The organism is Amycolatopsis sp. NPDC005003 (genome assembly GCF_053600695.1).
In genome coordinates, this window is sequence record NZ_JBSGAI010000032.1 from 73,276 (window position 1) to 98,808 (window position 25,533).

At 71.4% G+C, this 25,533-nt stretch carries 21 protein-coding genes; 7 read left to right on the forward strand and 14 right to left on the reverse strand.

The window, feature by feature from the left end:
- Positions 1–639: 639 nt before the first annotated feature.
- The 4 genes from ACWED2_RS31845 to ACWED2_RS31860 all read right to left on the reverse strand — a co-directional run bounded on the left by ACWED2_RS31845 (position 640) and on the right by ACWED2_RS31860 (position 7,789).
- Complete coding sequence (locus tag ACWED2_RS31845) at positions 640–1,680, reverse strand: 3-isopropylmalate dehydrogenase (protein WP_003080722.1); 1,041 nt, start codon at positions 1,678–1,680, stop codon at positions 640–642.
- 228 nt (positions 1,681–1,908) lie between these two features.
- On the reverse strand, positions 1,909–5,271 hold the full coding sequence (locus ACWED2_RS31850) for a S8 family serine peptidase (RefSeq protein WP_449694197.1): 3,363 nt from the start codon (positions 5,269–5,271) through the stop codon (positions 1,909–1,911).
- A 230-nt stretch (positions 5,272–5,501) separates the two neighbouring features.
- Entirely contained in the window at positions 5,502–7,100 is a 1,599-nt protein-coding gene (serA, locus tag ACWED2_RS31855; RefSeq protein ID WP_449694198.1) for a phosphoglycerate dehydrogenase, read from the reverse strand.
- Positions 7,101–7,225: 125 nt separating this feature from the next.
- Positions 7,226–7,789: a TetR/AcrR family transcriptional regulator gene (locus ACWED2_RS31860; protein WP_449694199.1), complete on the reverse strand. Its 564-nt coding sequence runs from the start codon at positions 7,787–7,789 to the stop codon at positions 7,226–7,228.
- An 89-nt stretch (positions 7,790–7,878) separates the two neighbouring features.
- Between ACWED2_RS31860 and ACWED2_RS31865 the strand changes: the two genes are divergently transcribed.
- The 4 genes from ACWED2_RS31865 (at position 7,879) to ACWED2_RS31880 (ending at position 12,009) form a co-directional block, all read left to right on the forward strand.
- Positions 7,879–8,778 (forward strand): TIGR03620 family F420-dependent LLM class oxidoreductase, encoded by a 900-nt coding sequence (locus ACWED2_RS31865; RefSeq protein WP_449694200.1) that lies wholly within the window; start codon positions 7,879–7,881, stop codon positions 8,776–8,778.
- Complete coding sequence (locus tag ACWED2_RS31870; RefSeq protein WP_449694201.1) at positions 8,775–9,587, forward strand: TIGR03620 family F420-dependent LLM class oxidoreductase; 813 nt, start codon at positions 8,775–8,777, stop codon at positions 9,585–9,587. The genes ACWED2_RS31865 and ACWED2_RS31870 overlap by 4 nt, the downstream gene beginning before the upstream one ends.
- 146 nt (positions 9,588–9,733) lie before the next feature.
- On the forward strand, positions 9,734–11,056 hold the full coding sequence (locus ACWED2_RS31875; RefSeq protein WP_449694202.1) for an ankyrin repeat domain-containing protein: 1,323 nt from the start codon (positions 9,734–9,736) through the stop codon (positions 11,054–11,056).
- 71 nt (positions 11,057–11,127) lie between these two features.
- Positions 11,128–12,009 carry a nuclear transport factor 2 family protein gene (locus ACWED2_RS31880; protein WP_449694203.1) on the forward strand — a complete coding sequence of 294 codons (882 nt, stop codon included), beginning with the start codon at positions 11,128–11,130 and terminating at the stop codon, positions 12,007–12,009.
- Here ACWED2_RS31880 and ACWED2_RS31885 read toward each other — a convergent pair.
- The 4 genes from ACWED2_RS31885 to ACWED2_RS31900 form a co-directional block, all read right to left on the reverse strand.
- Entirely contained in the window at positions 12,006–12,284 is a 279-nt protein-coding gene (locus tag ACWED2_RS31885; RefSeq protein ID WP_257925890.1) for a DUF397 domain-containing protein, read from the reverse strand. The genes ACWED2_RS31880 and ACWED2_RS31885 overlap by 4 nt on opposite strands.
- An 86-nt stretch (positions 12,285–12,370) precedes the next feature.
- Complete coding sequence (gene ilvC, locus ACWED2_RS31890) at positions 12,371–13,384, reverse strand: ketol-acid reductoisomerase (RefSeq protein WP_176172396.1); 1,014 nt, start codon at positions 13,382–13,384, stop codon at positions 12,371–12,373.
- A 39-nt stretch (positions 13,385–13,423) separates the two neighbouring features.
- Positions 13,424–13,930: an acetolactate synthase small subunit gene (gene ilvN / locus ACWED2_RS31895; RefSeq protein WP_348947761.1), complete on the reverse strand. Its 507-nt coding sequence runs from the start codon at positions 13,928–13,930 to the stop codon at positions 13,424–13,426.
- 2 nt (positions 13,931–13,932) lie between these two features.
- A complete protein-coding gene (locus ACWED2_RS31900; protein WP_449694204.1) occupies positions 13,933–15,825 on the reverse strand; it encodes an acetolactate synthase large subunit in 1,893 nt (630 codons plus the stop codon).
- A gap of 335 nt (positions 15,826–16,160) precedes the next feature.
- Here ACWED2_RS31900 and ACWED2_RS31905 point away from each other — a divergent pair, with 335 nt between their 5' ends.
- A complete protein-coding gene (locus tag ACWED2_RS31905; RefSeq protein ID WP_449694205.1) occupies positions 16,161–16,601 on the forward strand; it encodes a PH domain-containing protein in 441 nt (146 codons plus the stop codon).
- A gap of 81 nt (positions 16,602–16,682) precedes the next feature.
- A complete protein-coding gene (ilvD, locus tag ACWED2_RS31910; protein ID WP_449694206.1) occupies positions 16,683–18,527 on the forward strand; it encodes a dihydroxy-acid dehydratase in 1,845 nt (614 codons plus the stop codon).
- Positions 18,528–18,706: 179 nt separating this feature from the next.
- On the opposite strand, the gene ACWED2_RS31915 is transcribed toward ilvD, so the two are convergent.
- Complete coding sequence (locus tag ACWED2_RS31915; protein WP_449694207.1) at positions 18,707–19,282, reverse strand: DoxX family membrane protein; 576 nt, start codon at positions 19,280–19,282, stop codon at positions 18,707–18,709.
- 37 nt (positions 19,283–19,319) lie between these two features.
- Positions 19,320–20,228, reverse strand: coding sequence for a 2-hydroxyacid dehydrogenase (locus ACWED2_RS31920; RefSeq protein WP_449694208.1), 909 nt, complete (start codon positions 20,226–20,228; stop codon positions 19,320–19,322).
- 65 nt (positions 20,229–20,293) lie between these two features.
- On the opposite strand from ACWED2_RS31920, the gene ACWED2_RS31925 reads away from it, so the two are divergent.
- The gene (locus ACWED2_RS31925) at positions 20,294–21,502 is read left to right on the forward strand and encodes a PQQ-dependent sugar dehydrogenase (RefSeq protein ID WP_449694209.1); all 1,209 of its coding nucleotides are present in this window, start codon (positions 20,294–20,296) and stop codon (positions 21,500–21,502) included.
- 132 nt (positions 21,503–21,634) lie between these two features.
- On the opposite strand, the gene ACWED2_RS31930 is transcribed toward ACWED2_RS31925, so the two are convergent.
- The 4 genes from ACWED2_RS31930 to ACWED2_RS31945 are packed head-to-tail and all read right to left on the reverse strand — an operon-like array spanning position 21,635 to position 25,480.
- Positions 21,635–22,777 (reverse strand): Gfo/Idh/MocA family protein, encoded by a 1,143-nt coding sequence (locus tag ACWED2_RS31930; protein ID WP_449694210.1) that lies wholly within the window; start codon positions 22,775–22,777, stop codon positions 21,635–21,637.
- Complete coding sequence (locus tag ACWED2_RS31935; protein ID WP_449694211.1) at positions 22,777–23,496, reverse strand: cupin domain-containing protein; 720 nt, start codon at positions 23,494–23,496, stop codon at positions 22,777–22,779. Before ACWED2_RS31935 ends, ACWED2_RS31930 begins: the two co-directional genes overlap by 1 nt.
- Positions 23,493–24,413: a DUF6807 domain-containing protein gene (locus tag ACWED2_RS31940; RefSeq protein ID WP_449694212.1), complete on the reverse strand. Its 921-nt coding sequence runs from the start codon at positions 24,411–24,413 to the stop codon at positions 23,493–23,495. The genes ACWED2_RS31935 and ACWED2_RS31940 overlap by 4 nt, the downstream gene beginning before the upstream one ends.
- Complete coding sequence (locus ACWED2_RS31945; RefSeq protein ID WP_449694213.1) at positions 24,410–25,480, reverse strand: Gfo/Idh/MocA family protein; 1,071 nt, start codon at positions 25,478–25,480, stop codon at positions 24,410–24,412. The genes ACWED2_RS31940 and ACWED2_RS31945 overlap by 4 nt, the downstream gene beginning before the upstream one ends.
- Between the last annotated feature and the right edge of the window lie 53 nt (positions 25,481–25,533).

The window sequence follows — 25,533 nt, forward strand, 5'->3', positions numbered from 1 at the left end:
CGGCACCCCACCACCGCGTAACCAGAGCCGGGCACCCACCACCCCGAAGCCGGAATTGTGACTACGGCCGGCAGCACCGCGTCAAGGCGGGAAAGCGTGCCTTGACCCGGCACTACCGGCCGCGTTCTGGCTTCGGATCGGGGCGGCGGGGGTCTGGGCGGGGTGCGGGTCATACCGGCAGCCTGCCGAGCACGCCGGTGAGCCACCTGACTGAAAAGGGCCCGCCCACCCCACACGACAAGCCCCACCCATCCCTGGGGGCTGACCCCGGTCCAGTCTATCGCCGCCCACCGACGGAACCGGCCGAAAAGCCGCTCGGACGAGCAGTTCTCCACAGCCCGGCAGCGTTGTGGACAAGATCGCGGCAGCGGCCCGGAGGAGCCGCCCGTCGGGCACAAAAACCCAGCGCCACCAGCGCGCGAAGCTCTCCGAACCGAAGGCTCAGCCGAGCGACGGGCACGAGCCCCTTAGGCGCCAAGCACCCCCGAATCGAAAACTCCAACCGATCGCCGGACACAAACCCCGAAAACCACCCGGAACCCCAACCGAGGCAAGAAACTCCACCCCACCGAAGTCACGGCACCCGACAGGCACGAAAAAGCCCCGCACCACGAGGGCGCGGGGCATTCCCGAGAAACCTCAGCCGGCCGTCCGCACGTTCGACGAAACCAGCGCCGCCAGCCGGTCGCCGATCGCCTGCGTGGCCCCCGGCGAAGACTGGTCCCGCGTGGCCAGATCGAAGGCCACCGACGCCTCGATCCGCCGGGCCGCTTCCTTCTGCCCCAGGTGGTCCAGCAGCAGCGCCACCGAAAGCACCGCCGCCGTCGGGTCCGCCAGGCCCTGCCCCGCGATGTCCGGCGCCGAACCGTGCACGGGCTCGAACATGCTCGGGTTCCGCCGCGTGATGTCGAGGTTGCCGCTCGCCGCCAGGCCGATGCCGCCGGTGACCGCCGCCGCCAGGTCGGTGATGATGTCGCCGAACAGGTTGTCCGTCACGATCACGTCGAACCGGGACGGGTCCGTCACCAGGTGGATGGTCGCCGCGTCCACGTGGGAGTACGCGACCGTCACCTCCGGGTGCTCCAGCGAGACCTCTTCCACGATCCGCGACCACAGCGAGCCCGCGTACTCGAGCACGTTGGTCTTGTGCACCAGCGTCAGGTGCTTGCGCGGGCGGGCCTCGGCGCGGTTGAACGCGTCCGCGACCACGCGCCGGATGCCGAACGCCGTGTTGACGCTGACCTCGGTCGCGATCTCGTGCTCGGTGTCCTTGCGCAGCAGGCCACCGGTTCCCGCGTACGGGCCTTCGGTGCCTTCGCGCACGACGACCATGTCGACGTCGCCCGCGTCGGCCAGCGGGCCACGGACGCCCGGGTAGAGCCGCGCCGGACGCAGGTTGACGTGGTGGTCCATCTCGAACCGCAGGCGCAGCAGCAGGCCGCGCTCGAGGATGCCGCTCGGCACCGTCGGGTCGCCGACCGCGCCCAGCAGGATCGCGTCGTGCTGGCGGAGCTCGCCGAGGACCGACTCCGGGAGCAGCTCACCGGTCGAGTGCCATCGCGCCGCGCCGAGGTCGTAGTTCGTGATCTCCGCCGTCGGTACTACCTCGCCGAGCACCTTCAGCGCCTCGGAGACCACCTCGGGCCCGATCCCGTCTCCTGGGATCACCGCGAGCCGCATCCACACACCTCCGTCGACCGGACCACCGGCCGCACCGATGGCCCACCGCAACAAAACGCCAGCAGCCGGAAGGTTACCGGCCGTAGACAAACCGCCGTAGCCGCACCACCCTTATGCCGCATCCTCCCACGGGGTGAGACACCCAATCGGGTGAATGCAGGCGGGGCGCCCCCGGCGGAAATCCGCCGGAGGCGCCCCTGGTCCTGCACAAATCGATCTTGCCGCAGGTCAGCCGCGACCAGCCCCGATCGGCTGACGCTCGTTCCCCGGCCGGGCGCCCTGCGCGGTGTCCACCTTGACCACGTTCGCGCGGTTGCCCGCGGCGTTGTGGTGCTCGATGGCCAGCAGCCCGAGGGCGTTGTCGGCCGCGGCCGAGGCCGCGTTCCGGGTCACGACCAGCGCCGTGCCCGGCTTCGCGACGTAGCCCAGCGCGGCGTCGCCGCCGCCCTGCACCGCGTAGCCCGGCGCGAGCGCGTCGAACGAAAGCGGCGTGCCGACGTAGTCGATCAGCCCGTTCGTCGTGCCCGGCGCCACGTAGAACCCGCTGACGCCCACCGTGTAGGAGATGCGGTGGCTGTCGGCGTTCGCGTCGATGCCCAGCGCGGCCAGCGAGACCGGCAACGTGATCACGTTCGTGTCGAACACGTTGGTGTCGACGTCGCCGAGCTGGCCGTTGACCGCCTGGACGTCGACGGTCGGGAAGCCCGGGGTCAGCGCGACCGTGGTGGCCAGGAGCACGTCGGTCGACGTCGCCTTGGTCACGTAGGTCTCGAAGTCCGGCTGCCCGTCCCCGGTCGTGTCGATGTCGACGAACGGCGAGGTGTTGCTGCCGATGTTCGCCCAGTCACCCCAGGTGGACAGGCCGAACGCGAGGATCGCGTTCTCCGGCTCGCCCTGCGCCTTCGCCAGCGGAGCGGTGGAGGCCGCGCCGATGTAGCGGAGGTCGCCGCCCTTGGCCGTCTTGTTCAGCGTGCAGTCGGTGACCACGCCCGCGTCGCACTCGGGCAGCTGCGGGGACTCCGCCTGCAGCTCGAGCACGCTGATCAGCGAGCGGTACCGCTGCGCGCCGGCACCCTGGTCGACGCCCTTGCCGGTCAGGTTCAGCACGGCCTGGGTCGCGTCGGGGCCGAACTTCACCGACGGCGGCGTCGAAATCGCCGACACCGGTTTCGGCGCGGAGTAGACCGACACCCGCAGCGGCACCTTGGCGCCGCTCACCGGCGTGAAGGCGACGCGCCCGGAGGCGTCCGCGACGAACTGGCGCGCCAGGCCGGCCTGGGTGGCCGCCATGGTCGGGTCCATGACCTTGCGCAGCGCCTTGGGGTCGGTGATCTTCAGCGTCACCTTCACCTTGGCGGTGCCGCGCGGGGTCAGCTTCACCGACGGCTTGTCCACTGTGTACTCGACGCCCGGCAGCGCGTTGACCGCCTGGTAGGCGACGGAGTACTCGGCCGGGGTGACGCCCTTGTTGACGAGCTTGATCGTCTTCGACAGCGTCACCGGCCCCGAAGCCTCGACCGTGCCGAAGCTGACGCTGACCGCGCCCGGGTCGTCGACGACGTAGGCGAGCACCTGGTTGTCCAGCGCGGCCTTCGCGTCGATCCGGCCGCTGCCGACGCGCTGCGGCGCGTAGGTGTGGCCCGCGCCGTCGCCGACGTCGTGGCCAGCGGTGTCGATGACCGACGCCTTGACCTCCTCGACCGACCAGTCCGGGTGCGACTGGCGGATCAGCGCGGTGATGCCCGCGGTGTGCGGCGCGGCCATCGACGTGCCCGAGAGCACGGTCCGGCCGTTGCCGCTGCCGCGGAACGCCGAGGTGATCGTGTCACCGGGCGCGGCGACGTCCGGCTTGACGGCCGGGCCGCGGGTGCCGCGCGAGGTGAACGAGCTCGGGGTGTCCACGATCGTCTTGTCGAAGGTCTGGATCGAGGCGCGGCCGGCGCCGAACAGCCGGACCTGCAGCGTGCCCGCGGTCAGCGCCGCGCGCAGCGTCTTGGTGGCGGACCCGGTGAACTGGAACACCGGGATCGCCGCGTTGCCCGCGATGCCCGCGCTGAAGTGCTCCAAAGTGGACGAAAGGAGCGCGCCCTTCGCCCCGGCGGTCTGCGCGTTGTTGGCACGGGCGGCCGATCCGCAGGCGCGGGTCGAGTCGTTGTCGTCCCACTCCAGCCAGACGAACTTGCCGGCGGCCTTCGCCTTGTCCTCGGCGGAGTACGGCCCGCAGCCCGCCGCGTTCGCCGCCGACAGGGCGACGACCGGCGCGGTCAGGTCGAGGGTGTCGTAGCCGGTGTAGTTCTGGCTGTACTGGCCGGTCTTCTGGCCCGCGGCGGCCGCCGGGGCCTTGACCTCGGCGGCGTCGCGCAGGATGCCCGCGTCGCGCGTGCTGGCGACGGTGAGCGCCTCGGGGGTGTTGCCCGGGGAGCCGGCGATGTCGTTGATGTCGCCGCCGTTGCCCGCGGAGATCACCGGGAGGACGTTGTTCGCGGCGAGCTTGCGCACGAACAGCGAGTCCGGGTCGTCCGGCGCGCCGAAGTCGGAGCCGAGCGAGAGGTTGACGATGTCGAGGTGGTCGGTGAAGTCGCCGTCGCCGTCCGGGTCGAGTGCCCAGTCCAGCGCCTGCGAGGTGACGTTCGTCGAGCCCGTGCAGCCGAACACCTTGATCGCGTACAGCAGCGACTTCGGCGCCGTGCCCGGGCCGATCTGCATCGCGTCGACCTTCTTGGCGTCGAGCTTCTTGTAGTCGCCCTTGAAGGTCTTGCCGTCGGCGGTGACGCCGAAGCCGCCGATGGTGCCGGCGACGTGCGTGCCGTGCTCACCGCAGGCCAGCGGGTTCGGGTCCGGCTTCGGGGTGGTCTTGCCGGCCGTGGCGGCGTCGTAGTCGTCGCCGACGAGGTCGGTGCCGCCGACGACCTTGGCGCTCGGGAAGAGCGGGGTCGGCTTGGTGGAATCGACGCTCTTGTAGGCGGCCTGCGTGCCGGGGCCGCCGAAGTCGGCGTGGGTGTAGTCGATGCCGTCGTCGATGACGCCGACGCGGACGCCGTCGCCGAACTTGCCGGTCTGCTGCCAGGCGGCGAGGGTGTTGGTCAGCTGCTCGGCGCTGGCGTTGGTGCGGGTCTTCGGCACGACCGTGCGCACCGCGACGACGTCCGCCCGCTTCGCGACCTCGCGCAGCTTCGCGGCGTCGGCGGTGACGACCACGCCGGGGACGGCATTGGCGGTCTGGGTGACGACCTGCGGCTTGGCGTCGGCCGCGCGCAGCTGGCCGACGACGGAGTCGACGGCGGCGGCGGTGTCGGCCTTGGCGGCCTTGGCGGCCCGCTTGGCCTGTTCCTTGCCCTGCGGCTCCGTGGCGGTGAACGCGTCGACGGCCGGCTTCTTCGCCAGCTCGACGAACGCGGTGACCCGGCCCTGCGCGGCCCCCAGACGCGGCGACAGCTTCCCCTGCAGTTTCGCGTCGTCGATCTTGGCGGGTGCGACGCCGTCGGCGAGCGGCACATCGGCTGCGTTCGCGACCGGCGCCCCGAGCGCGGCCGCCAGAACGACGGCGAAGGCCGCCGTCGTGGCGCGCGCGGGGAGGCGGGATCTGCTCATGAGTCGGCCCCTTACTCGAGGTCTGGACCCGAACCTGCCTGCCGCTCCGGACACCCCCGACGGTGAAGCGCGGCAAAGCGCCGTGCCCTCGACGGCGCGTGGTTCGACCTCGCGCAGAGAACTTAATGCCCCAAAACACCTACTTAGGTAGGCAAAGGACTCCGTTATGTAGTTGTGATTGCGCACGAAGGCCCCCTGCCGGGTGACAGGGGGCCTTCGAAAGGGTTACGTCAGTTGAAGTCGACGGCGCGGATCGTGTGCGCCCCGACCGAAGCGCCGATCGGCTCCAGCAGGTGCGCGTCGATGTGGCGGTCGACGCGCAGCAGCATCACCGCGTCGGAACCGTCGGTGGTCTGGCTGATCTGCGCGGCCTCGATGTTGATGCCCGCCTCGCCCAGCAGCGTCCCGACCCGGCCCATCACGCCCGGGCGGTCCGGGTACTCGACCAGCAGCACGGTGCCTTCGGCCCGCAGGTCGAAGCCGCGGCCGTTGACCTCGACCAGCTTCTCGACCTCGTCGAGGCCGGTGACCGAACCGGACACGGTCAGCACCGAGCCGTCGGCGTGCACCGCGCGCACCGTCACCAGGCTGCGGAACTTGGGGCTCTCCGGCTCGGTCTCCAGCTCGACCTGCACGCCCAGCTTCTCCGCCAGCTGCGGCGCGTTGACGAACGTGACCTGGTCCTCGACCACGCCGGTGAACACCCCGCGCAGCGCCGCCAGCTGCAGCACGCCGGTGTCCTCGCTGGTCAGCTCGCCCTTGACCTGCACGGTCACCGTCGCCGGCGACGTCGGGTTGAGCGCCGTCAGCAGCTGGCCGAGCTTCTGCACCAGCGAGAGGTACGGGCGGACGTGCTCGCCGACCGCGCCGCCGCCGGTGACGTTCACCGCGTCCGGGACGAAGTCGCCGCGCAGGGCCAGCAGCACCGACTTCGCGACGTCGGTGCCCGCGCGGTCCTGCGCCTCGGCCGTGGAGGCGCCCAGGTGCGGCGTCACGACGACGTTCTCCAGCTCGAACAGCGGGCTCGACGTCGTCGGCTCGGACTCGAACACGTCGATGCCGGCGCCCCCGACGTGGCCGGAGCGCAGCGCGTCGGCCAGGTCCTGCTCGACGATCAGCCCGCCGCGGGCCGCGTTCACGATGATGACGCCCGGCTTGGTCTTCTTCAGCGCCTCGGCGTCGATGAGGCCCTTGGTCTCCGGCGTCTTCGGCAGGTGGATGGAGATGGCGTCGGCGCGGGTCAGCAGCTCGTCGAGGGTGACGAGCTCGATGCCCAGCTGCGCGGCGCGGGCGGCCGAGACGTAGGGGTCGTAGGCGATGAGCTTCGTGTCGAACGCGGCGAGGCGCTGGGCGAACAGCTGGCCGATCTTGCCGAGGCCGACCACACCGATCGTCTTGCCCTGGAGCTCGACGCCGGAGAACGAGCTGCGCTTCCACTCGCCGCCGCGGAGGCTCTGGTCGGCGGCCGGGACGCGGCGCGCGACCGAGAGCAGCAGGGCGACGGCGTGCTCGGCGGCGGAGACGATGTTCGACGTCGGCGCGTTGACCACCAGGACGCCGCGTTCGGTCGCGGCGGGCACCTCGACGTTGTCGAGGCCGACGCCGGCGCGGGCGACGACCTTGAGCTGCGTGGTGGCCGCGAACACCTCGGCGTTCACCTGGGTGGCGGAGCGGACCAGGAGCGCGTCGGCACTCTTCACCGCCTCGAGCAGCGCGGACCGGTCCGTGCCGTCGACGTGCCGGACCTCCACCTCGTCACCGAAGACACTCAGCACGGAGGGGGCGAGCTTCTCCGCGATGAGGACGACGGGCTTATTGGGCTTGCTCACGATGCGGCTCCCACTATCTGGTCACTTCCAGGACGCTCTGTGTCGACAAACGGTCAAAGCACGTCGTTGTGCCCCGGTCGAGCCGGAGTTTAACGCGCGGTGGCGCCCCTTGGCGTCCCCCGGCGTTAACTCGCCCGTAATCCCTCGAAAACAAGAGCCAGCAGCCGTTGCATGCCCCCTTCGCCGGGCAGGTGCCCGCCCGCCCAGGATGCGGCGTGCAGCAACAGAAGCAGCTCCTCCGCGGTGACGTCCGGACGCAGTTCGCCCGCACGCTTCGCCCGTTCCACCAGCTGGGAACCGAGCTCGCGCATTCCGTGGCACGATTCGTACAACCGGGATGTTTCGTCGTTCAGCGCGTCGGCGGTGAGCTCGACCAGGCCCCGGAAGGTCCCCGTGGCGTCGCCGAGCCCGGCCAGCCAGGTCTGCAGGGCGTTCAGCGGCTCGGGGTGGTCGAGCAGTTCGCGGGCCCGCTCGGCCTGTTCGTCGAACCGGGCGCGCAGGAGCGTCTCGAGCAGCGCGTCCCGCGTCGGGAAGTGCCGGTACAGCGTGCCGATGCCGACGCCGGCGCGGCGCGCGATGTCTTCCAGGGACGCCTCGACGCCGTGTTCGCCGAAGGCGCGCTGGGCCTCTTCGAGGAGGCGCTCGTAGTTGCGGCGGGCGTCCGCACGCATCGGTTTGACGTCGGTCATCGCACTCCCGACCATACCGGGTAGCCAATCGGAGGCTGCCTCCGTATATTAACCGGAGGCAGCCTCAGCTTACTGGAGGGAACTCGAGGATGACCCTGATCGAAGACACCCGGGCCCGGCTCGGCGCGATCGGCGCCTGGTTGCCGAGCGCGCCCCTGCAGCCACCCCCGGACGTCGAACGCACGGCGACGCGCCGGCTCGCCGACGCCGGCTACCGCTCGGTCTGGAGCGGCGAAGGCCCCGGCACGCGGGAGGTGTTCGCCCACTTCGGCGACCTCCTGGCCACGGTGCCGGACGTCGTGCTCGGCACCGGCATCGCGAACACCTGGCTGCGGCGCGGGACGACCGCGTACAAGGGCGGGGCGACGCTCGCTCGGCTTCATCCGGGCCGGTTCGTGCTCGGCGTCGGCGTCGGGCACGCGTTCCAGGCCACGAAGCTCGACGAGGAGTACCGCCCGATCGACCGGATGCGCGCCTATCTGTCCGAAATGGACGCCACGGCGGCCGAAAACCCCGCGCCGGTGGCGTTTCCCCGGGTGCTGGCCGCCGTCGGGCCGAAGATGCTGGAACTCGCCCGCGACCACGCCGACGGCGCGCACCCGTTCGCCCAGCCGGTCTCGCACACGCCGTACGCCCGCGAAATCCTCGGGCCGGACAAGCTGCTGATCCCCCAGCAGACCGTCCTGCTCGGCACGCGCGAAGACGCCCGCGAGAGCGTCCGGCGCCGGGTGGCGCAGTCGCGCGAGTACTCCGTCACCGTCTACCTCGCGGGCTGGAAACGGCTCGGCTACACCGATGCCGACATCGCCGGGCCGAGCGACCGGTTCGTCGACGACCTCGTGCTCTGGGGCGACGCCCCGACCATCGCGAAACGCCTCGGCGAGGTGCTCGACGCGGGCGCGGACCACGTGCTGCTGACGCCGTCCGCGCCCTCGTTCGAGTCCACTGTGGAAACCCTGCTCGCCCTGGCTCCGGAGGTGACCCGATGAGCGTCGGGATCTGGCGGTTCTTCGACGGCGCCCCGATCGGCGCGCTCCGCGAAACGGCCGCCGAGGTGGAGGAACTCGGCTTCGACGCGATCTGGTTCGGCGAGTACGCCGGCCGGGAGGCGTTCACCCAGGCGGCGCTGCTGCTCGCGGCGACCTCCCGGCTCACCGTCGCCACCGGGGTCGCGCGGTTCGACCAGCGCTCCCCGCTCGCCGCGGAAGGCGCCATCCGGGCGCTGGGCGAGGCGTACCCGGGCCGGTTCATCGCCGGGCTGGGCGGGCACCGGCCGGGCGCGCGGCCGCTGACGGCGTTGCGCGAGTACCTCGACGGGATGGACGCGGCCGAGCTGCCGGGCCTGCCCCAGCCATCGCCGCGGCCGCGGCGGGTGCTCGCGGCACTGGGCCCGAAACTGCTGGACCTGGCGGCCGAACGCGCCGACGGCGCGCACCCGTACTTCGTCCCGCCGGAGCACACCGCGATGGCGCGCGAGCGGCTCGGACCGGGCAAGTACCTCGCCGTCGAGCAGGCGGTGCTGCTCGACGCGGCCCCCGAGGCGGCCCGGGAGCACGTCGACGGGTACGTGCGGCTCGCGCGCCACCACCAGGAAAACCTGCGCCGGCTCGGCTTCACCGACGCCGACCTGGCCGACGGTGGCAGCGACCGCCTGGTCGACGCCATCGTGGTGACGGGCGAACAGGCGATCGCGGACCGGATCCGGGCCCACCTCGACGCGGGCGCCGACCACGTCTGCGTCCAGGTACTGGCCCGCACGGAGAAGTCCTACCGCAGGCTGGCCGACCTGCTGCCTTGACCGGGGTACGCTGGCGGGGCGCGGTGCGGGCCGCGTCCCGTCCGCGGAAAGGGCCGAGCCCACCCCCGCTTCACCGCACCACCAGCTCCGCACCTTCTTTCCTGCCCGGTGCCGGCGGACCACGGGCGACGAGGGAAGGAGGCACCATGGGCACGTTGCCCGCGAAACCCAGCCTGGACCAGCTGCGCAAGCGCGCGAAGGACCTCGCGCGCGCCGAAGGCGTCAAACTCGCCGAAGCGCAGTTCCGCATCGCGCGGGACCACGGCTTCCCGAGCTGGCCGAAGCTGCAGGCGTACGTCCGGCGCGTCACCGAGCACGGCGAATCCCTGCAGCACCCGTACCACCAGGACGTCGGGTACTACGCCGAGCGCGCGCTCGGCCTGCTCGCCTCGGCCGAGGACGAGACGCCCTGTGCGAAAGAACCGTTCGAGCGGTGGAACCAGCCGCTCACTCGGGACGGCGCTCGTGCGGTCGTCGCCCGCGAGCACGGTTTCGTTTCGTGGAAAGCACTTCGCGCCCACGTCAAGTCCCTTGTGGACAGCGGGGAGCCGTTCGCCCGCGCGTACCGGGCGATCGAAGCCCGGGACCCGGCCGCGCTCGGGGAACTGCTCGACGAGTTCCCCGGGCTCGTCGCCGCCCGCGGCACCAACGGCAACGACCTGCTCGGCATGGCCGGCGCGACGCACGACGAGCGGCTCAGCCGGCTCCTCCTCGAGCGCGGCGCCGACCCGGCCCGCGGCAACGTCCACGGCTGGACGCCCCTGCACCAGGCCGCCTACAGCAACCTGCCGCTCCTGCTCGACCTGCTCCTGCAGCACGGCGCGCCGGTCGACGTCCCGGCCCGCGGCGACGGCGGCACTCCCCTGGTCGTCGCCCTGTTCTGGGGGCACCGCGAAGCCGCGGAGAAGCTGGCCGGCCACAGCCGGGCACCGGGCAACCTGCGAGTCGCCGCCGGGCTCGGCGACGTCGGTCTCCTCGGCGAACTTCTCGAACCGGGCCACCCGGCGGCCGGTGCCCATCGCGGCTTTTACCGCCCCCACAGCGGTTTCCCGCGCTGGCAGCCGGCGGACGACCCCGCGGAAGCCGTCGACGAAGCCCTCGCCTGGGCGGCCCGCAACGACCGCACCGAAGCCCTGCGCACCCTGGTCGCGCGCGGCGCCGACGTGAACGCCGACGTCTACCGCGGCACGGCGCTGGCCTGGGCGGCCGCGTCGGGCAAGCTCGCCGCCGTCCAGACCCTGCTCGACCTCGGCGCCGACGTGAACTTCCGCGGCACGTTCGGCGGCCCGAACCACGGCGAAGGCGTCACCGCCCTGCACCTGGCCGCGCAGTCCGGCCACCTCGACGTCATCCGAGCCCTGGTCGAAACCGGCGCGGACCTCGGCGCCCGGGACGCGATCTTCGACAGCACCCCGGAGACGTGGGCGGAGGTGTGCGGGCAGCCGGTCGCGCGGGACCTGCTCCGGTAGACAACCGGAGTCTGTAGTCCGTATCTTCGGAGGCGGACTACAGACTCCGTTTTGCCCACTGGGAGGACCCCATGAATTCACCCCGCGACGTCTTCGCCGCGTTGTCCGACGGGATCAGCGAGGGACGCTTCAGCGAGCTCTCCGCGCTCTATGCCGAAGACACCGTCGTCGAACACCCCCAGGCGGTCCCGCGGCCGACGCGCCTGGTCGGCCGCGACGCGGTCCACGAGCGGTTCACCGGCGTCCTCGCCGGGGCGCTGCGGCTCAAGCGCAAGAACGTCGTCGTCCACGAGACGACGGACCCCGAGGTGATCGTCGCCGAATACGACTACGACGCCGAATCGGTGGAGACCGGGCGGACGATCGAGACGGCCAACATCCAGGTCCTGCGCGTCCGCGACGGCCTGATCGCCCACTCTCGCGACTACCACGACTACCTGCGGCTCGCGGTCGTCCGCGACGGCGTCGACCACCTGGTCAAGGCCTATGAGCAGGCGCCGCCGCGCGAGTTGTCGCCGATTCGACCACGGACTTCGAGCGACCCGGCGAGCCGCCGCGGGGTGTTCGAACAGCTCGTCTACGGCGTGTGCGACAAGCGCGGCCCGGAGCTGGCGGACCTCTACGCCGAACCGACGCACGTGACGCACCCGTTCCAGCCGGGCTCGGCCGTGGTGCGGACGCGCGAGGAACTGCGGACGCACTTCGGACAGGCCGCGGCCATGGGCGTCGACTTCGAGGTCGCCGACATCGTCACCTACGAAGGTACCGATCCGGAGGTGCTGATCGCCGAGTTCGCCTACCAGGGCGAGTACGCCGGGCGGCCGGTGCGGATCGCCAACATCTTCGCCATGCGGATCCGGGACGGCCTGGTCGTCGAATCCCGTGACTACGGCGACCACCTCGGCATCGCCGGCGACCTCGGCACGATCCCGGAGCTGGCGGCGAAGCTCTAGGCCTCGGCGAGGTCCTCGGGCAGGTCGAACTCGCCGTCGCGGACGCCCTTCACGAAGGCGTCCCACTCCCCCGGCGTGAAGACGAGGATGACGCCGTCCGGCTTCGCCGACTGCCGCATCGCCGTGTACGTGACGCCGTCGGTGTGCTCGATGAACGCGTATTCGACACAGTCGTCGAGGGTGACGCCTTCGGGCTCGGCCCGGATCCACTCGGCCTTCGTGAAGTCGAGGTGGTGCCGGATGTGCGCCTTGTCGTCGACCGGCTGCTCACTCATGTCTCCAGCGTAGCGAAACGACCACCGAACGCACCGAAGGGGACGCCCGGCACCGGGCGTCCCCTTCGGCGTATGGCCGGGAGAGATCAGGCGGTTTCGGTGATCGGCCGGTCCACCCACGACATCAGGCCGCGGAGCTTCTTGCCGGTCTCCTCGATCGGGTGCTGGTTGCCCTGCTCCTCGAGCTTGGTGAAGTTCGGCCGGCCGGCCTCGTCCTCGGCGACCCATTCGCGGGCGAACGTGCCGTCCTGGATCTCGCCGAGGATCTTCTTCATCTCCTCCTTGACCGCCGGCGAGATGACGCGCGGGCCGCGGGTCAGGTCGCCGTACTCGGCGGTGTCGGAGATCGAGTAGCGCTGGCGCGCGATGCCGCCCTCGTACATCAGGTCGACGATCAGCTTCAGCTCGTGCAGCACCTCGAAGTAGGCGATCTCCGGGGCGTAGCCGGCCTCGGTGAGCACCTCGAAACCGGTCTGCACCAGCGCGGACGCGCCACCGCAGAGCACGGCCTGCTCGCCGAAGAGGTCGGTCTCGGTCTCCTCGGTGAACGTCGTCTTGATGACACCGGCGCGGGCGCCACCGATGGCGGCCGCGTAGGAGAGCGCGAGCGCCTGCGCGTTGCCGGTGGCGTCCTGCTCCACGGCGATGAGCGCCGGGACGCCCTTGCCGTCGACGAACTGGCGGCGGACCAGGTGGCCCGGGCCCTTCGGGGCGACCATCGCGACGTCGACGTTCGACGGCGGCTTGATCAGGTCGTAGCGGATGTTGAAGCCGTGCCCGAAGAAGAGGGCGTCGCCGTCCTTGAGGTTCGGGGCGATGTCCTGCTCGTAGATGAAGCGCTGCTTGGTGTCCGGCGCCAGGATCATGATCAGGTCGGCCTCGGCCGACGCCTCGGCCGGGGTGAGCACGCGCAGGCCCTGCTCCTCGGCCTTCGCCCGCGACTTGGACCCCTCGGGCAGGCCGATGCGGACGTCGACGCCGGAGTCGCGCAGGCTCAGCGAGTGGGCGTGGCCCTGGCTGCCGTAGCCGATGACAGCGACCTTGCGCCCCTGGATGATCGAGAGGTCGGCGTCGTCGTCGTAGAAGATTTCCACTGCCATGGGGGTTACTGCTTCCTTTCCTGACTTACAAAGACTTCGTTACCGCGGTGAGGTCGCGGTGATCGAGCGGGCGCCGCGTCCCACCGCGACCATGCCGGACTGGACCAGCTCGCGGATGCCATAGGGCTCCAGCATCCGCAGCAGGGCGCTGATCTTGTCCGACGTCCCGGTCGCCTCGACGGTGAGCGCCTCCGGGGACACGTCCACCACCTTCGCACGGAAGAGCTGGACGGTTTCGAGGACCTGGCTGCGCACGGTGTTGTCGGCGCGCACCTTCACCAGCAGCAGTTCGCGCTGCACGGCGGTCGACTGCTCCAGCTCGACGATCTTGATCACGTTGACCAGCTTGTTGAGCTGCTTCGTCACCTGTTCGAGCGGTAGCTCTTCCACGGCGACCACGATCGTCATGCGGGACACCTCGGGGTTTTCCGTGGGCCCGACGGCGAGGGACTCGATGTTGAACCCGCGGCGGGAGAACAGCCCCGACACGCGCGCGAGCACACCGGGCTTGTTCTCGACCAGGACACTCAGCGTGTGGACGCTCATCGTCAGCGCTCACCCTCTCCGGCGGCTTCCGCGGCGGCCTCGGTCGTTTCGACCGAAACCTCGTCGTCGTCGAACAGCGGCCGGATGCCCCGGACCGCCATGATCTCGTCGTTGCCGGTGCCCGCGGCGACCATCGGCCACACCTGGGCATCCTTCCCCACGACGAAGTCGATCACGACGGGGCGGTCGTTGATTTCCATCGCGCGGCGGATGGTGGCGTCGACGTCTTCCTTCGTCTCGCACCGCAGGCCGGCGCAGCCCAGCGCCTCGGCCAGCAGCACGAAGTCCGGGATGCGGTGCTTGTGCGTGCCCAGGTCGGTGTTGGAGTACCGCTCCGAGTAGAAGAGGTTCTGCCACTGCCGGACCATGCCCAGGTTGCCGTTGTTGATGACGGCGACCTTGATCGGCGCGCCCTCGATGGCGCAGGTGGCCAGCTCCTGGTTGGTCATCTGGAAGCAGCCGTCGCCGTCGATCGCCCACACCGGGGTGTCCGGGACGCCGAACTGCGCGCCCATCGCGGCGGGCACCGCGAAGCCCATGGTGCCGAGGCCGCCGGAGTTGATCCAGGTGCGCGGGTTCTCGTACTTGACGAACTGCGCGGCCCACATCTGGTGCTGGCCGACGCCGGCGGCGTAGACGGCGTCCGGGCCGACGAGCTCGCCGATGCGCTCGATGACGTACTGCGGCGACAGCGAACCGTCGTCGGGCCACTCGTAGCCGGCCGGGTAGGTCTTGCGCCAGTCGTCGGCCTGGGTCCACCAGTCGGTCAGGTCCGGCCGGCCGCTGTGGTCGAACTCCGTCGTGACGGCGGTGATCAGCTCGTCGATGATCTCCTTGCAGTCGCCCACGATCGGGACGTCGGCCTTGCGGTTCTTGGAGATCTCGGCCGGGTCGATGTCGGCGTGCACGATCGCGGCGTCCGGCGCGAAGGAGGACAGCTGGCCGGTGACCCGGTCGTCGAACCGGGCGCCGAGCGCGATCAGCAGGTCGGCGCGCTGCATGGCGGCGACGGCGGCGACCGAGCCGTGCATGCCCGGCATGCCGAGGTGCTGCGGGTGCGAGTCGGGGAACGCGCCGCGCGCCATCAGCGTGGTGACGACGGGGATGTTCGTCAGCTCGGCGAGCTGCTTCAGCTGCGCGTGCGCCTCCGCCTTGATCACGCCGCCGCCGACGTAGAGCACCGGGCGCCGCGACTTCGCGATCAGCTTCGCGGCTTCGCGGACCTGCTTGCCGTGCGGGCGCAGCGTGGGGCGGTAGCCCGGCAGCCGCAGCTCGGTGGGCCAGGAGAACGAGGTCATCTCCTGCAGCACGTCCTTGGGGATGTCCACCAGGACGGGGCCGGGTCGGCCCGTCGCGGCCAGGTGGAACGCCTCGGCGATGGTCCGCGGGATGTCCGCGGGATCCGTGACGAGGAAGTTGTGCTTGGTGATCGGCATGGTGATGCCGCAGATGTCGGCTTCCTGGAACGCGTCGGTGCCGATCAGCGCGCGGGACTGCTGGCCGGTGATGGCCACGACCGGGACCGAGTCCATGTTCGCGTCGGCGAGCGGGGTGACCAGGTTCGTCGCGCCCGGGCCGGAGGTGGCCATGCAGACGCCGACCTTGCCGGTGGCCTGCGCGTACCCGGTGGCCGCGTGGCCGGCGCCCTGTTCGTGGCGGACCAGGATGTGGCGGACCTTCGTCGAGTCGAGCAGCGGGTCGTAGGCGGGCAGGATGGTGCCGCCCGGAATCCCGAAGACCACCTCGGCGCCGACGGCCTCGAGCGAGCGCACGAGGGACTGGGCGCCGGTGACGCGCACCGGCGTTCCCGCCGGTGGGGCCGGCTTCGGACGTGCTCCGGGCGTTCCGGGCGTCGGCCCGGGCTTCGCGTCGCTGCGCGACGTCGCACTGGTCATCGGATCTGCCTCGTGGGTCTCGGTGTCACTCGTTCGGGTCTTTTTTGAGCTCTATTGGTGCGGTGGGGCGGGGAATCGCTTCCCTAGGGCAACAAAAAACCCTCGCCGACCGTAAGGTCGCACGAGGGTTCGCGCGTCGACGCAGCGGAAAGTCTTCCCTAAGCGTCGACGCGCTTGGGAAGTACGAGGCCGGTCAGCGGTGTCACGGCGACGACGCTAGACCGAACGCCCCGCGGGTGTCAACTCTGCGGGATGGCCTGTCCGCATCGTGGACGTGGGTCACACCGGCGAGACCCGGGTCGGGGCCGGTCAGCGGCGCGGTGCACCATTTCGGGGTGGCCGAAAAACAGCAGGACGAGGGCCGGAAGGCCGTCTTCCGCGTCCCCCGCACGTCCTTCATGGCGATCGCCCTCCTGACGATCTGCGTGACGCCGATCGCGCTCGGGGAGATCCCGTACCTGCAGTGGCTCTACGTCTTCCCGATCGCGCTGGCGGTGTTCGTGGTCCGCCACCGGACGATCGCGACGCGCTCGGGGCTGGAAGTCCGCACGGTGTTCGGCCACCGGGACATCCCGTGGTCGGCGTTGAAGGGGCTCGCGATCACGAAGAAGTCGCGCGTGCAGGCGGTGCTGCGGGACGACACGAAGGTGCCGCTGCCGACCGTCCGGACCCGGCACCTGCCGGTGCTGTCGCTGGTCAGCGAGGGCCTGGTCGCGGACCCGAGCGGGCAGCTGGAGGCCGAGGACATCAAGCCCGGGACGTCACCGAGCGAGTAACCCCGCGGCGGCCCCGGTCTGCCCGGCGGCGTAAATTGGTCCTACCAGTTTCGCTGGCCACCCTTTGACCTGGGAGTTCCCGTGCCGCCTCTCCGTTCCCGGACCACCACCCACGGCCGCAACGCGGCGGGCGCGCGCTCGCTCTGGCGCGCCACGGGCATGACCGACAGCGACTTCGGCAAGCCGATCGTCGCGATCGCCAACTCCTACACCCAGTTCGTGCCCGGCCACGTGCACCTGAAGGACCTCGGCGAGATCGTCGCGGACGCGGTCAAGGAAGCCGGCGGCGTCGCGCGCGAGTTCCACACGATCGCCGTCGACGACGGCATCGCCATGGGCCACTCCGGCATGCTCTACTCGCTGCCCTCGCGCGAGATCATCGCCGACTCGGTGGAGTACATGGTCAACGCGCACCAGGCCGACGCGCTGGTGTGCATCTCCAACTGCGACAAGATCACCCCGGGCATGCTCAACGCGGCGATGCGGCTGAACATCCCCGTGGTCTTCGTCTCGGGCGGCCCGATGGAGGCCGGCAAGGCAGTCGTCGTCGGCGGCGTCGCGCAGGCCCCGACCGACCTGATCACCGCGATCGCGGCGTCGGCGAGCAGCGAGGTCGACGAGGACGGGCTGGCGATCGTCGAGCGTTCGGCCTGCCCGACCTGTGGCTCGTGCTCCGGCATGTTCACCGCGAACTCGATGAACTGCCTCACCGAAGCCCTCGGTTTGTCGCTTCCCGGCAACGGCTCGACGCTGGCGACCCACGCGGCCCGCCGCGCGCTGTTCGAGGAGGCCGGCCGCACGGTGGTCGAGCTCTGCCGCCGTTGGTACGAAAACGACGACGCCTCGGTCCTGCCGCGCTCGATCGCGTCGAAGGCGGCGTTCGAGAACGCGATGGCCCTCGACATGGCCATGGGCGGCTCGACGAACACGGTGCTGCACATCCTCGCGGCCGCCCAGGAGGGCGAGGTCGACTTCACGATCGCCGACATCGACGCGATCGGCCGCCGCGTGCCGTGCCTGTCGAAGGTGGCGCCGAACTCGGACTACCACATGGAGGACGTCCACCGCGCGGGCGGCATCCCGGCAATCCTCGGCGAGCTGTACCGCGGCGGCCTGCTGAACACCGACGTGTGGTCGGTGCACTCCCCCGATCTCGACTCGTGGCTTTCCACCTGGGACATCCGCGCCGCTTCTCCCTCCGAAACGGCTTTGGAGCTCTTCCACGCGGCGCCGGGCGGAGTGCGCACGACGGAGGCGTTCTCGACCTCGAACCGCTGGTCTTCCCTGGACACCGACGCTTCCGGGGGCTGCATCCGCGACGTCGAGCACGCGTACACGAAGGACGGCGGCCTGGCGATCCTCCGCGGAAACCTGGCGGAGAACGGCGCGGTGATCAAGGCCGCGGGCATCGACGAGGACCTGTGGCACTTCGAGGGCCCGGCGCGGGTCCTGGAGAGCCAGGAGGAGGCGGTGTCGGCGATCCTGAAGAAGGAGATCCAGCCGGGCGAGGTCCTGGTGATCCGCTACGAGGGCCCGGCGGGCGGCCCGGGCATGCAGGAGATGCTGCACCCGACGGCGTTCCTGAAGGGCTCGGGCCTGGGCAAGAAGTGCGCCCTGATCACGGACGGCCGCTTCTCGGGCGGCTCGTCGGGCATTTCGGTGGGCCACATTTCCCCGGAGGCGGCGGCGGGCGGCCTGATCGGCCTGGTGGAGAACGGCGACCGCATCCTGCTGGACATCCACGAGCGCCGCCTGGAGCTGCTGGTCTCCCCGGACGTCCTGGCCGAGCGGCGCGCGAAGATGGAGGCGTCGGAGCGGCCCTGGCAGCCGAAGGACCGCCAGCGCCCGGTGACGGCGGCGTTGCGCGCCTACGCCCGGATGGCGACCTCGGCGGACACGGGCGCGGTCCGCGACGTGAACAAGTAGACAGCTCGAAGTTCGAGAAGGCCGTCCCGGCTCGCCGGGGCGGCTTTTTCCATGCCACAACAGCCCTGGCCGCTTGGGGGACCCCCGATTTCAACGTTACTCGCGGCCACCGACAATTCCGGACCCGCGCACCGCAGTTGTCCACAGCCCCGGCCCGAGCCGCCGAGTTGTCCCCAGCCCTACCGTGTCAAGACAATGACCACGACCGCCGCGGCCGCCGCCAGCAGCAACGAAACCAGCCCCAGCGGCAGCGGCCGCTTCCGCCAAGGCGTGTTCCGCTCCAGCGAAATCGGCCCGGCCCCGGTGAACAGCAGGCTCAACGCCGCCGCCCCCAGCAGCAGCTCGAACTCGAACCCCTGGCCCTGTCCCTCGAAGAACCCGCCGTGGAACTTCGCGTACACGGCATTGGCCGCCACCCCGAGCAGCCCGGCCGCGGCCAGCGGCGTGAACAGCCCGACGATCACCAGCACCCCGCCACCCACCTCGGTGATGCCCGTGATCCACGACAGCAGCGTCGTCTGCTTGTGGTAGCCGTAGGTCTCCAGCACCCGCGCGAACCCGCCGATGCCCGGGCCGCCGAAGAGGCCGAACAGGTGCTGCAGCCCGTGCGCGCCCATGGTCGCCCCGAGCGCCACCCGCAGGATCAGCAGGCCGAGGCCCAGCCCGCCCTGGCGCGGGGTGTCGTCCGACCGATCGTCCTCGACGCCCGACAGGAGGCTGGTGGGCTGCTGCGAAAAGTCGTCTCCACTGCTCACCCGCGCAGGTTAGGGGAATCCCGCGGGCCTGGCGAGCTCAGTATTCGCCGTGCACGAGGTTGTCCGGCAGCTCGCCGCCGGCGTACCGGCCGATCTCGGCCGCGGCGACGGCGTAGGAACGGCCCCGCACCCCGCGCACGGCCCCGCCGACGTGCGGTGTCAGCAGCAGCCCTGGCACCGTCCACAGCGGGTGCCCGGCGGGCGGCGGCTCGGGGTCGGTGACGTCGAGGGCGGCCCGCAGCCGGCCCGTGGTCAGTTCGGCGACCAAGGCATCCGTGTCCACGACGGCGCCGCGCGCAACGTTGACCAGCACCGCGCCGTCGCGCATCCGGGCCAGGAACTCCGCGTCGGCCATCCCGCGCGTCCGGGACGTCAGCGGCACCATCAGCACCACGACGTCGTGCAGTTCCAGGAGCCCGGGCAGCTCGCGCACGCCGTGCACGCCCTCGCGCGCGGTCATCCCGACCATCGTGCAGCGCGCGTCGAACGGCTCGAGCCGTCGCCGCAGGTGCTGCCCGAGGTCGCCGGCGCCGACGACGAGCACGCGTTTGCCCTGCAGCGTGTCCGCCGTCTGCCGGTCCCACCGGCCTTCGCGCTGCGCCACGGCGAAGACGTCCAGCTTCCGGTACATCGACAGCAGCGCGGCGACGACCCACTCGGCCGTGCTCCCGCCGTGCGCGCCGCGGCAGGTGGAGAGCAGGACGCCGTCGGGCACCTTGCCGACCCAGTCCTCGGCACCGGCGGACAGCAGCTGAATCAGCTTCAGGTTGGGCAGCGTGCGCCACAGCTCCTCCCCTGGCGGGTGCTTGCCGGGGATGAGCACCTGGGCCTTCGCGGCCTCGGGCGGCACCGGCTCGCCCCACTGGTAGCGCACGGGCAGGACCCGCGGAACCTCGGCGAGCACGGTCATGCCCTCGTCGTCGGGCACCAGCACGGTCAGCGTCATGATCTCCAACGTAATCGAGGAGTACTCACCCATGGTTCACGCACCGGCCCCTAGGCTGGGGGATCATGCGCACCCGCTACCGCCCGGCCCTGCTGGCGATCTTGGCCTGCGGCGTCCTGCTGCCCGCCGGGTGTGCGCGGTTCGACGACACCGCGGCGGGCCAGACGTTCAGCCCCGCCCCCGTGCCGAGCCCCGAGTCTCCCCCCGAGGTCCAGGGCCCCGGCGCGGACTCCGGGAGCGACCCCAAGCAGGCCCGGCCCGGCCAGTCGGCCGCGCCGGTGCCGCCGCCGCAGGGCTGCACGGACTTCGACTCGTCGGTGATCGCGACGTGCCTGGACACCGTCGCCGCGGTGGCCGGCCTGCCGGGTGACGGCTCCACGCCGAGCGCGCTGGCCGGCGAGCGCAAGAGCGGCCGCGTCCTGCTGGCGACGGCCGGCAAGGACGCGACGGACTTCGCGAAGCTCGACGTCCAGGCGGTCGGCGACGGCGGCCTGACCGGGCTCGCGCTCTCGCCCTCGTACGTCGAGGACCAGCTGGTGTTCGCCTACGTCACGACCGCGACCGACAACCGCGTCGTGCGGTTCGCCAAGGGCCAGACGCCGAAGCCGGTGCTCACCGGCATCCCGAAGGGCGCGTCCGGCAACCGCGGCACGATCGGCACCGACAACCGGGGCGCCCTGCTCGTGGCGACCGGCGACGCGGGCGATCCGGGGGCCGCGGCCAACCCGAGCTCCCTCGCCGGGAAGCTGCTGCGGATCGACACCTCCGGCAAGGCCGCGGCGGGCAACCCGAACGGCGCCCTCGTGGTGGCGGCCGGCCTGCACGCCCCGGGCGGGGTGTGCGCGTCGGCCGACGGCGGTCGCGTCTGGGTCACCGACCGCCTCGCCGACAAGGACGCCCTCTACCGGATCCAGGCCGGCCAGCCGCTGACGGCGCCGGCCTGGACGTGGCCGGACAAACCGGGCGTCGCGGGCTGCGCCGACTTCGTCGACGCGAACGGCTCCCTCTCGGTCGGCACGTCACTGGCCGGCAACCTGCAGAACCTGCCGGTGAGCCCGGACGGCGCGATCAGCGGCAAGCCGACGGTCAGCCTCGACGGGGTCGCCGGCAAGCCGCCGGTGACGTACGGGCGGCTGGCCGGCATGAGCATGATCAACCCGCAGCTGGCGGTGGCGGGCACGGTCAACAAGGACGGCGGCGCCCCGGTCTCCAGCGACGACCGCGTCGTGCTGATCACCCCGGCCACCTCCGGCGGCGGCAACGGCAAGGACTGACCTGCGGGTTTCCGCCGATCGCCGATTATCGACCACGGCGTGGACCAGGTCGTCCCAGCAGCGCCGTCCGGCCGGTTTCCGACCGCGCGGCTGCCGCGGCGGCCATCCGGAACCCGCCGCGGCCTGGCCCGGTCAGCTCAGCGGCTTCAGCTCCACCCGCCGTCCCTCGGCCGACGACGTCAGCCCGGCTTCCGCCACTTGCAGTCCCCGGGCGGCGGAGAAGAAGTCGTAGCGGTGTTGCCGCCCGGCGACCACGTCCCGCACGAACTCCTCCCACTGCGCCTTGAAGCCGTTGTCGAACTCGGCGTTGTCCGGCACTTCCTGCCACTGGTCGCGGAACGGCTCGGTGGCCGGCAGGTCCGGGTTCCAGACCGGCTTGGGCGTCGCCGAGCGGTGCTGGACGCGGCAACGCCGCAGCCCGGCGACCGCGCTGCCCTCGGTGCCGTCGACCTGGAACTCGACCAGCTCGTCCCGGAAGACCCGGGTCGACCACGACGAGTTGATCTGTGCGATGACCCCCGACTCCAGTTCGAAGATGCCGTACGCGGCGTCGTCCGCCGTTGCCGCATACGCCTCGCCCTGCTCGTCCCAGCGGCGCGGGATGTGCGTCACCGCCTTCGCCGTCACCGCCGAAACGCGGCCGAAGAGGTTCTCGAGCACGTAGTTCCAGTGGCAGAACATGTCGAGCACGATCCCGCCGCCGTCCTCGGCGCGGTAGTTCCAGCTCGGGCGCTGCGCCTCCTGCCAGTCGCCTTCGAACACCCAGTAGCCGAACTCGCCGCGCACCGACAGGATCCGCCCGAAGAACCCGCCGTCGACCAGCCGGCGCAGCTTCAGCAGCCCGGGCAGGAACAGCTTGTCGTGCACGACGCCGTGGCAGATCCCGGCGTCGCGCGCGAGCCCGGCCAGCTCCAGCGCCGATGTCAGTTTTTCGGCAAGGGGCTTCTCGGCGTACACGTGCTTGCCCGCGGCGATCGCCGCCCGCACCGACGGTTCGCGCGCCGACGTCAGCTGCGCGTCGAAGTAGACGTCGACGTCCTGCAGCGCGGAGCCGGCGTCGGTGGTCCACGCGGTCAGGCCGTGCCGGTCGGCGAGGTCCTTGAGCTTCGCGGCGTTGCGTCCGGCGAGGATCGGCTCGAGCTGGACGCGGCTGCCGTCCGGCAGGGCGACGCCACCCTGTTCGCGGATCGCCAGGACCGACCGGAGCAGGTGCTGCCGGTACCCCATCCGGCCCGTCACCCCGTTGAGCAGCACTCCGATGCTGGACTGGTTCATCACTGCAAGCCTTCCTGGTCGAGCGGGATGTCGTATTCGGTCCGGCGTCCGCACATGCCGTAGCCGTCCGGGTTCGACGGCGTCGCGACCCGCACGCCGGACCGGTCGAGGTGGCTCCCGTCGCCGTCGGCGAGCGCCTCGAGGTGCGCCCCGGTCAGTTCGGCGGCCCGCAGCGCCCCGGCCTGCCAGCGCGGTACCCACTCTCCGACCTTCGGCGCGACGAGCGCGACGGCCGCCCGGTGAAAACCGCGCAGCGGTTCGGGGTCGCTGTCCCGCAGGGCCTCCCGCAGCGGCAGGTACCCCTGAACAGCCAGGTCACGGCGCTGCCGAGCGGCGTGGTCGGTTTTCGGTAAGGCCGCCGCCTCGGCATAGGCGGCCGCGTCGGCGAGCACGTCCGGAGGGAAGGTGAAGACGGCGTCCCCGGCCTCCGGCAGCCCGCTGTTCTGCATGAGGACCGTGACGCGCAAGCCGTCGTCCTGCACCATCCGATGCACGGTGCCGGGCGCGAACCACGCGATCACGCCGGGCTCCAGCGGCGTCTCCGCGTAGCCGTCGACGCTCAGGGTCTGGACGGCACCCCGGCCCCCGGTGACGACGTAGGCCTCGGTGCAGGCGAGGTGGACGTGCGGACTGCCGCCGCAGACACCGTCCTCGGCCGCCCAGTCGTAGGCACGCAGGTGCGAGACGCCGATGCCACCCGGTAGCGGAAAATCGGTCATGCCCAGCCGTGCCCGTCGAGGTAGCGGGTCACCTGGTCGCGGTCCCAAGCCCCATCGGCGACGACGATCCGGTACCGGTAGGCGAAGCTTTCGCCCGGCGGCAGCTCGAATTCGTCGAAAAACGCCCACGAGAAGGCGACCATGGGCTGGTCCCCGGCCCGGACGAACCAGTGCGACTCGTGGATCGCCTTGTCGTTCTCGGGCGCGTGCGCGAAGACCAGTGTCGAATGCGCGTCGACAGCGTCGTGCTCGCCGACGAACGCGAGCCACGGCGCCTGCGTGCCCATCATCGCCTCGCCCTCGAGGTCGCCGGGCCCGAGGACCCGGCCACCGCCGAAGTCCCGGGGCCCCCGCCAGTGCAGGCCGGTGTACCCGGCCAGCTCACGGCCGGCGGTGGTCGGGCTGCCGAACACGAGCGCGGCGTCACGGATGTTCGTCAGCTCGATCCCCCAGTCGAGCGCCCAGGACCCGTGGTCCGGCTCGACCGAGTGGACGACGATGTCGCGCCGCTCCCGCGCCCACTCGTCCCCGCCGTTGGCGACCCAGGTGAGGTCCTCGGTGAAGCTCAGCCGATCGCGTTCGACGGTGAAGCCGGCGAATCCGTCGTGCCGCATGGAGCCGATGCGGTCCGGCAGCTCGTGGTACCAGTCACCGGGGACGTAGGTGTGGCCGCCCCAGAAGTTCTGCCCGGACAGGTGGCTCGACGTCATCTGCAGGCCCTTGTGCCACCGGTGGTCGGCCGGCCGGTAGCCGGTGACGTGCCGGCCGCCGAGGGTCCGCAGCGGGTGGGCGTAGGGCTTGCGCGACTCGAAGGCCACCGGGTCGGGCTTGTACACGTAGGACATCAGCTGGACGCCGCCCGCCTCGACGGACACGTGCTCGCCGTGCCGGTGGGTCACCGTGATCGTCGCACTCATCCGCGGCCTCCGGCCTGGTCGCCCGCCATCGAGCGGTAGAAGGGATCACCCGGCCCGATCTCCCCGCGGCACACCCCGAGCCCGGTGGAGGCGGACTTGTAGAGCGCGGCGATGAACTCCAGCACCTGCCGCCCGTCATCCCCGCTGCACGGCGGCCGCCGCCCGGCCCGGTAGGCGGCGAGGATGGGCGCGAAGGCGGCGGCGTGCGAGCTGTCGACGTCGGCGGCCGGGGTGTGCCACCGTTCGACGGCGGCCTCGTCGACGTGCGGCGCCGGCGTGTAGCGCCAGTCTTTGACGCCGTACCCGTAGAGGTGGCTGAGCTCGGCGGTGCCGCGCTCGCAGTCGATCCGGATCCGGCTCACCTCGTCGGGCGAGAGGACGCTGTTGACGACGGTCGCCAGTGCCCCCGACTCGAACCGGACCAAGGCGGTGGAGACGTCTTCGGTCTCGACGTCGTGCACCAGCCGAGCGGTCATCGCGCGCACCTCCGCCCAGTCGCCGAGCAGGTGGAGCAGCAGATCCATCTGGTGGATGCCGTGGCCCATGGCCGGCCCGCCGCCCTCGGTCTCCCACCGCCCCCGCCACGGCACCGCGTAGTAGGCGTCGTCGCGGTACCAGGTGGTCTGGCAGTGCGCGACGAGCGGACGGCCCAGCTCCCCGCCCGTGAGCAGCTCCCGGAAGTGCGCGGCGGCCGATCCGGACCGCTGCTGGTAGACAAACGCCGCGTACGGACCACCGTCCCGCTCGGCGACGGTCATCTCGTCGTACTCGGCGAGCGACCGGCACGGCGGCTTCTCGCACCAGACCCAGGCGCCGCTCGCGAGCGCCTTCTTGGTCTGCTCGACGTGCAGGCTCGGCGGCGTACAGATCGAGACGAGGTCCGGTTCCTGCTCGGCGAGCAGGGTGCCCAGGTCGTGGTAGGGCTTGGCGTGCGCGGTCCCGGCGCAGAAGGCGGCGACCCGCGCCTGGTCGACGTCGACGGCGGCCACGATGTCGACGTCCTCGCGGTGAGCTTCGAAGGCTGCCCGGTGGCTTTCCGCGATGGCCCCGGTACCGACGACGGCCACCCGTAAGCGCTTTCCCTGAGCCAACCCGGGTCTCCCTCCACGGTTCCGGCGCC

Coding starts and splice junctions, on each gene's coding strand:
- ACWED2_RS31925 (WP_449694209.1), top strand. CDS start 20,294: ATGCGCACCCGCTACCGCCCGGCCCTGCTGGCGATCTTGGCCTGCGGC.
- ACWED2_RS31920 (WP_449694208.1), bottom strand. CDS start 20,228: ATGACGCTGACCGTGCTGGTGCCCGACGACGAGGGCATGACCGTGCTC.
- ACWED2_RS31935 (WP_449694211.1), bottom strand. CDS start 23,496: ATGACCGATTTTCCGCTACCGGGTGGCATCGGCGTCTCGCACCTGCGT.
- ACWED2_RS31875 (WP_449694202.1), top strand. CDS start 9,734: ATGGGCACGTTGCCCGCGAAACCCAGCCTGGACCAGCTGCGCAAGCGC.
- ACWED2_RS31930 (WP_449694210.1), bottom strand. CDS start 22,777: ATGAACCAGTCCAGCATCGGAGTGCTGCTCAACGGGGTGACGGGCCGG.
- ACWED2_RS31860 (WP_449694199.1), bottom strand. CDS start 7,789: ATGACCGACGTCAAACCGATGCGTGCGGACGCCCGCCGCAACTACGAG.
- ACWED2_RS31850 (WP_449694197.1), bottom strand. CDS start 5,271: ATGAGCAGATCCCGCCTCCCCGCGCGCGCCACGACGGCGGCCTTCGCC.
- ACWED2_RS31940 (WP_449694212.1), bottom strand. CDS start 24,413: ATGAGTGCGACGATCACGGTGACCCACCGGCACGGCGAGCACGTGTCC.
- ilvC (WP_176172396.1), bottom strand. CDS start 13,384: ATGGCAGTGGAAATCTTCTACGACGACGACGCCGACCTCTCGATCATC.
- ACWED2_RS31845 (WP_003080722.1), bottom strand. CDS start 1,680: ATGCGGCTCGCGGTGATCCCAGGAGACGGGATCGGGCCCGAGGTGGTC.
- ilvN (WP_348947761.1), bottom strand. CDS start 13,930: ATGAGCGTCCACACGCTGAGTGTCCTGGTCGAGAACAAGCCCGGTGTG.
- ACWED2_RS31900 (WP_449694204.1), bottom strand. CDS start 15,825: ATGACCAGTGCGACGTCGCGCAGCGACGCGAAGCCCGGGCCGACGCCC.
- ACWED2_RS31870 (WP_449694201.1), top strand. CDS start 8,775: ATGAGCGTCGGGATCTGGCGGTTCTTCGACGGCGCCCCGATCGGCGCG.
- ACWED2_RS31880 (WP_449694203.1), top strand. CDS start 11,128: ATGAATTCACCCCGCGACGTCTTCGCCGCGTTGTCCGACGGGATCAGC.
- ACWED2_RS31865 (WP_449694200.1), top strand. CDS start 7,879: ATGACCCTGATCGAAGACACCCGGGCCCGGCTCGGCGCGATCGGCGCC.
- ACWED2_RS31885 (WP_257925890.1), bottom strand. CDS start 12,284: ATGAGTGAGCAGCCGGTCGACGACAAGGCGCACATCCGGCACCACCTC.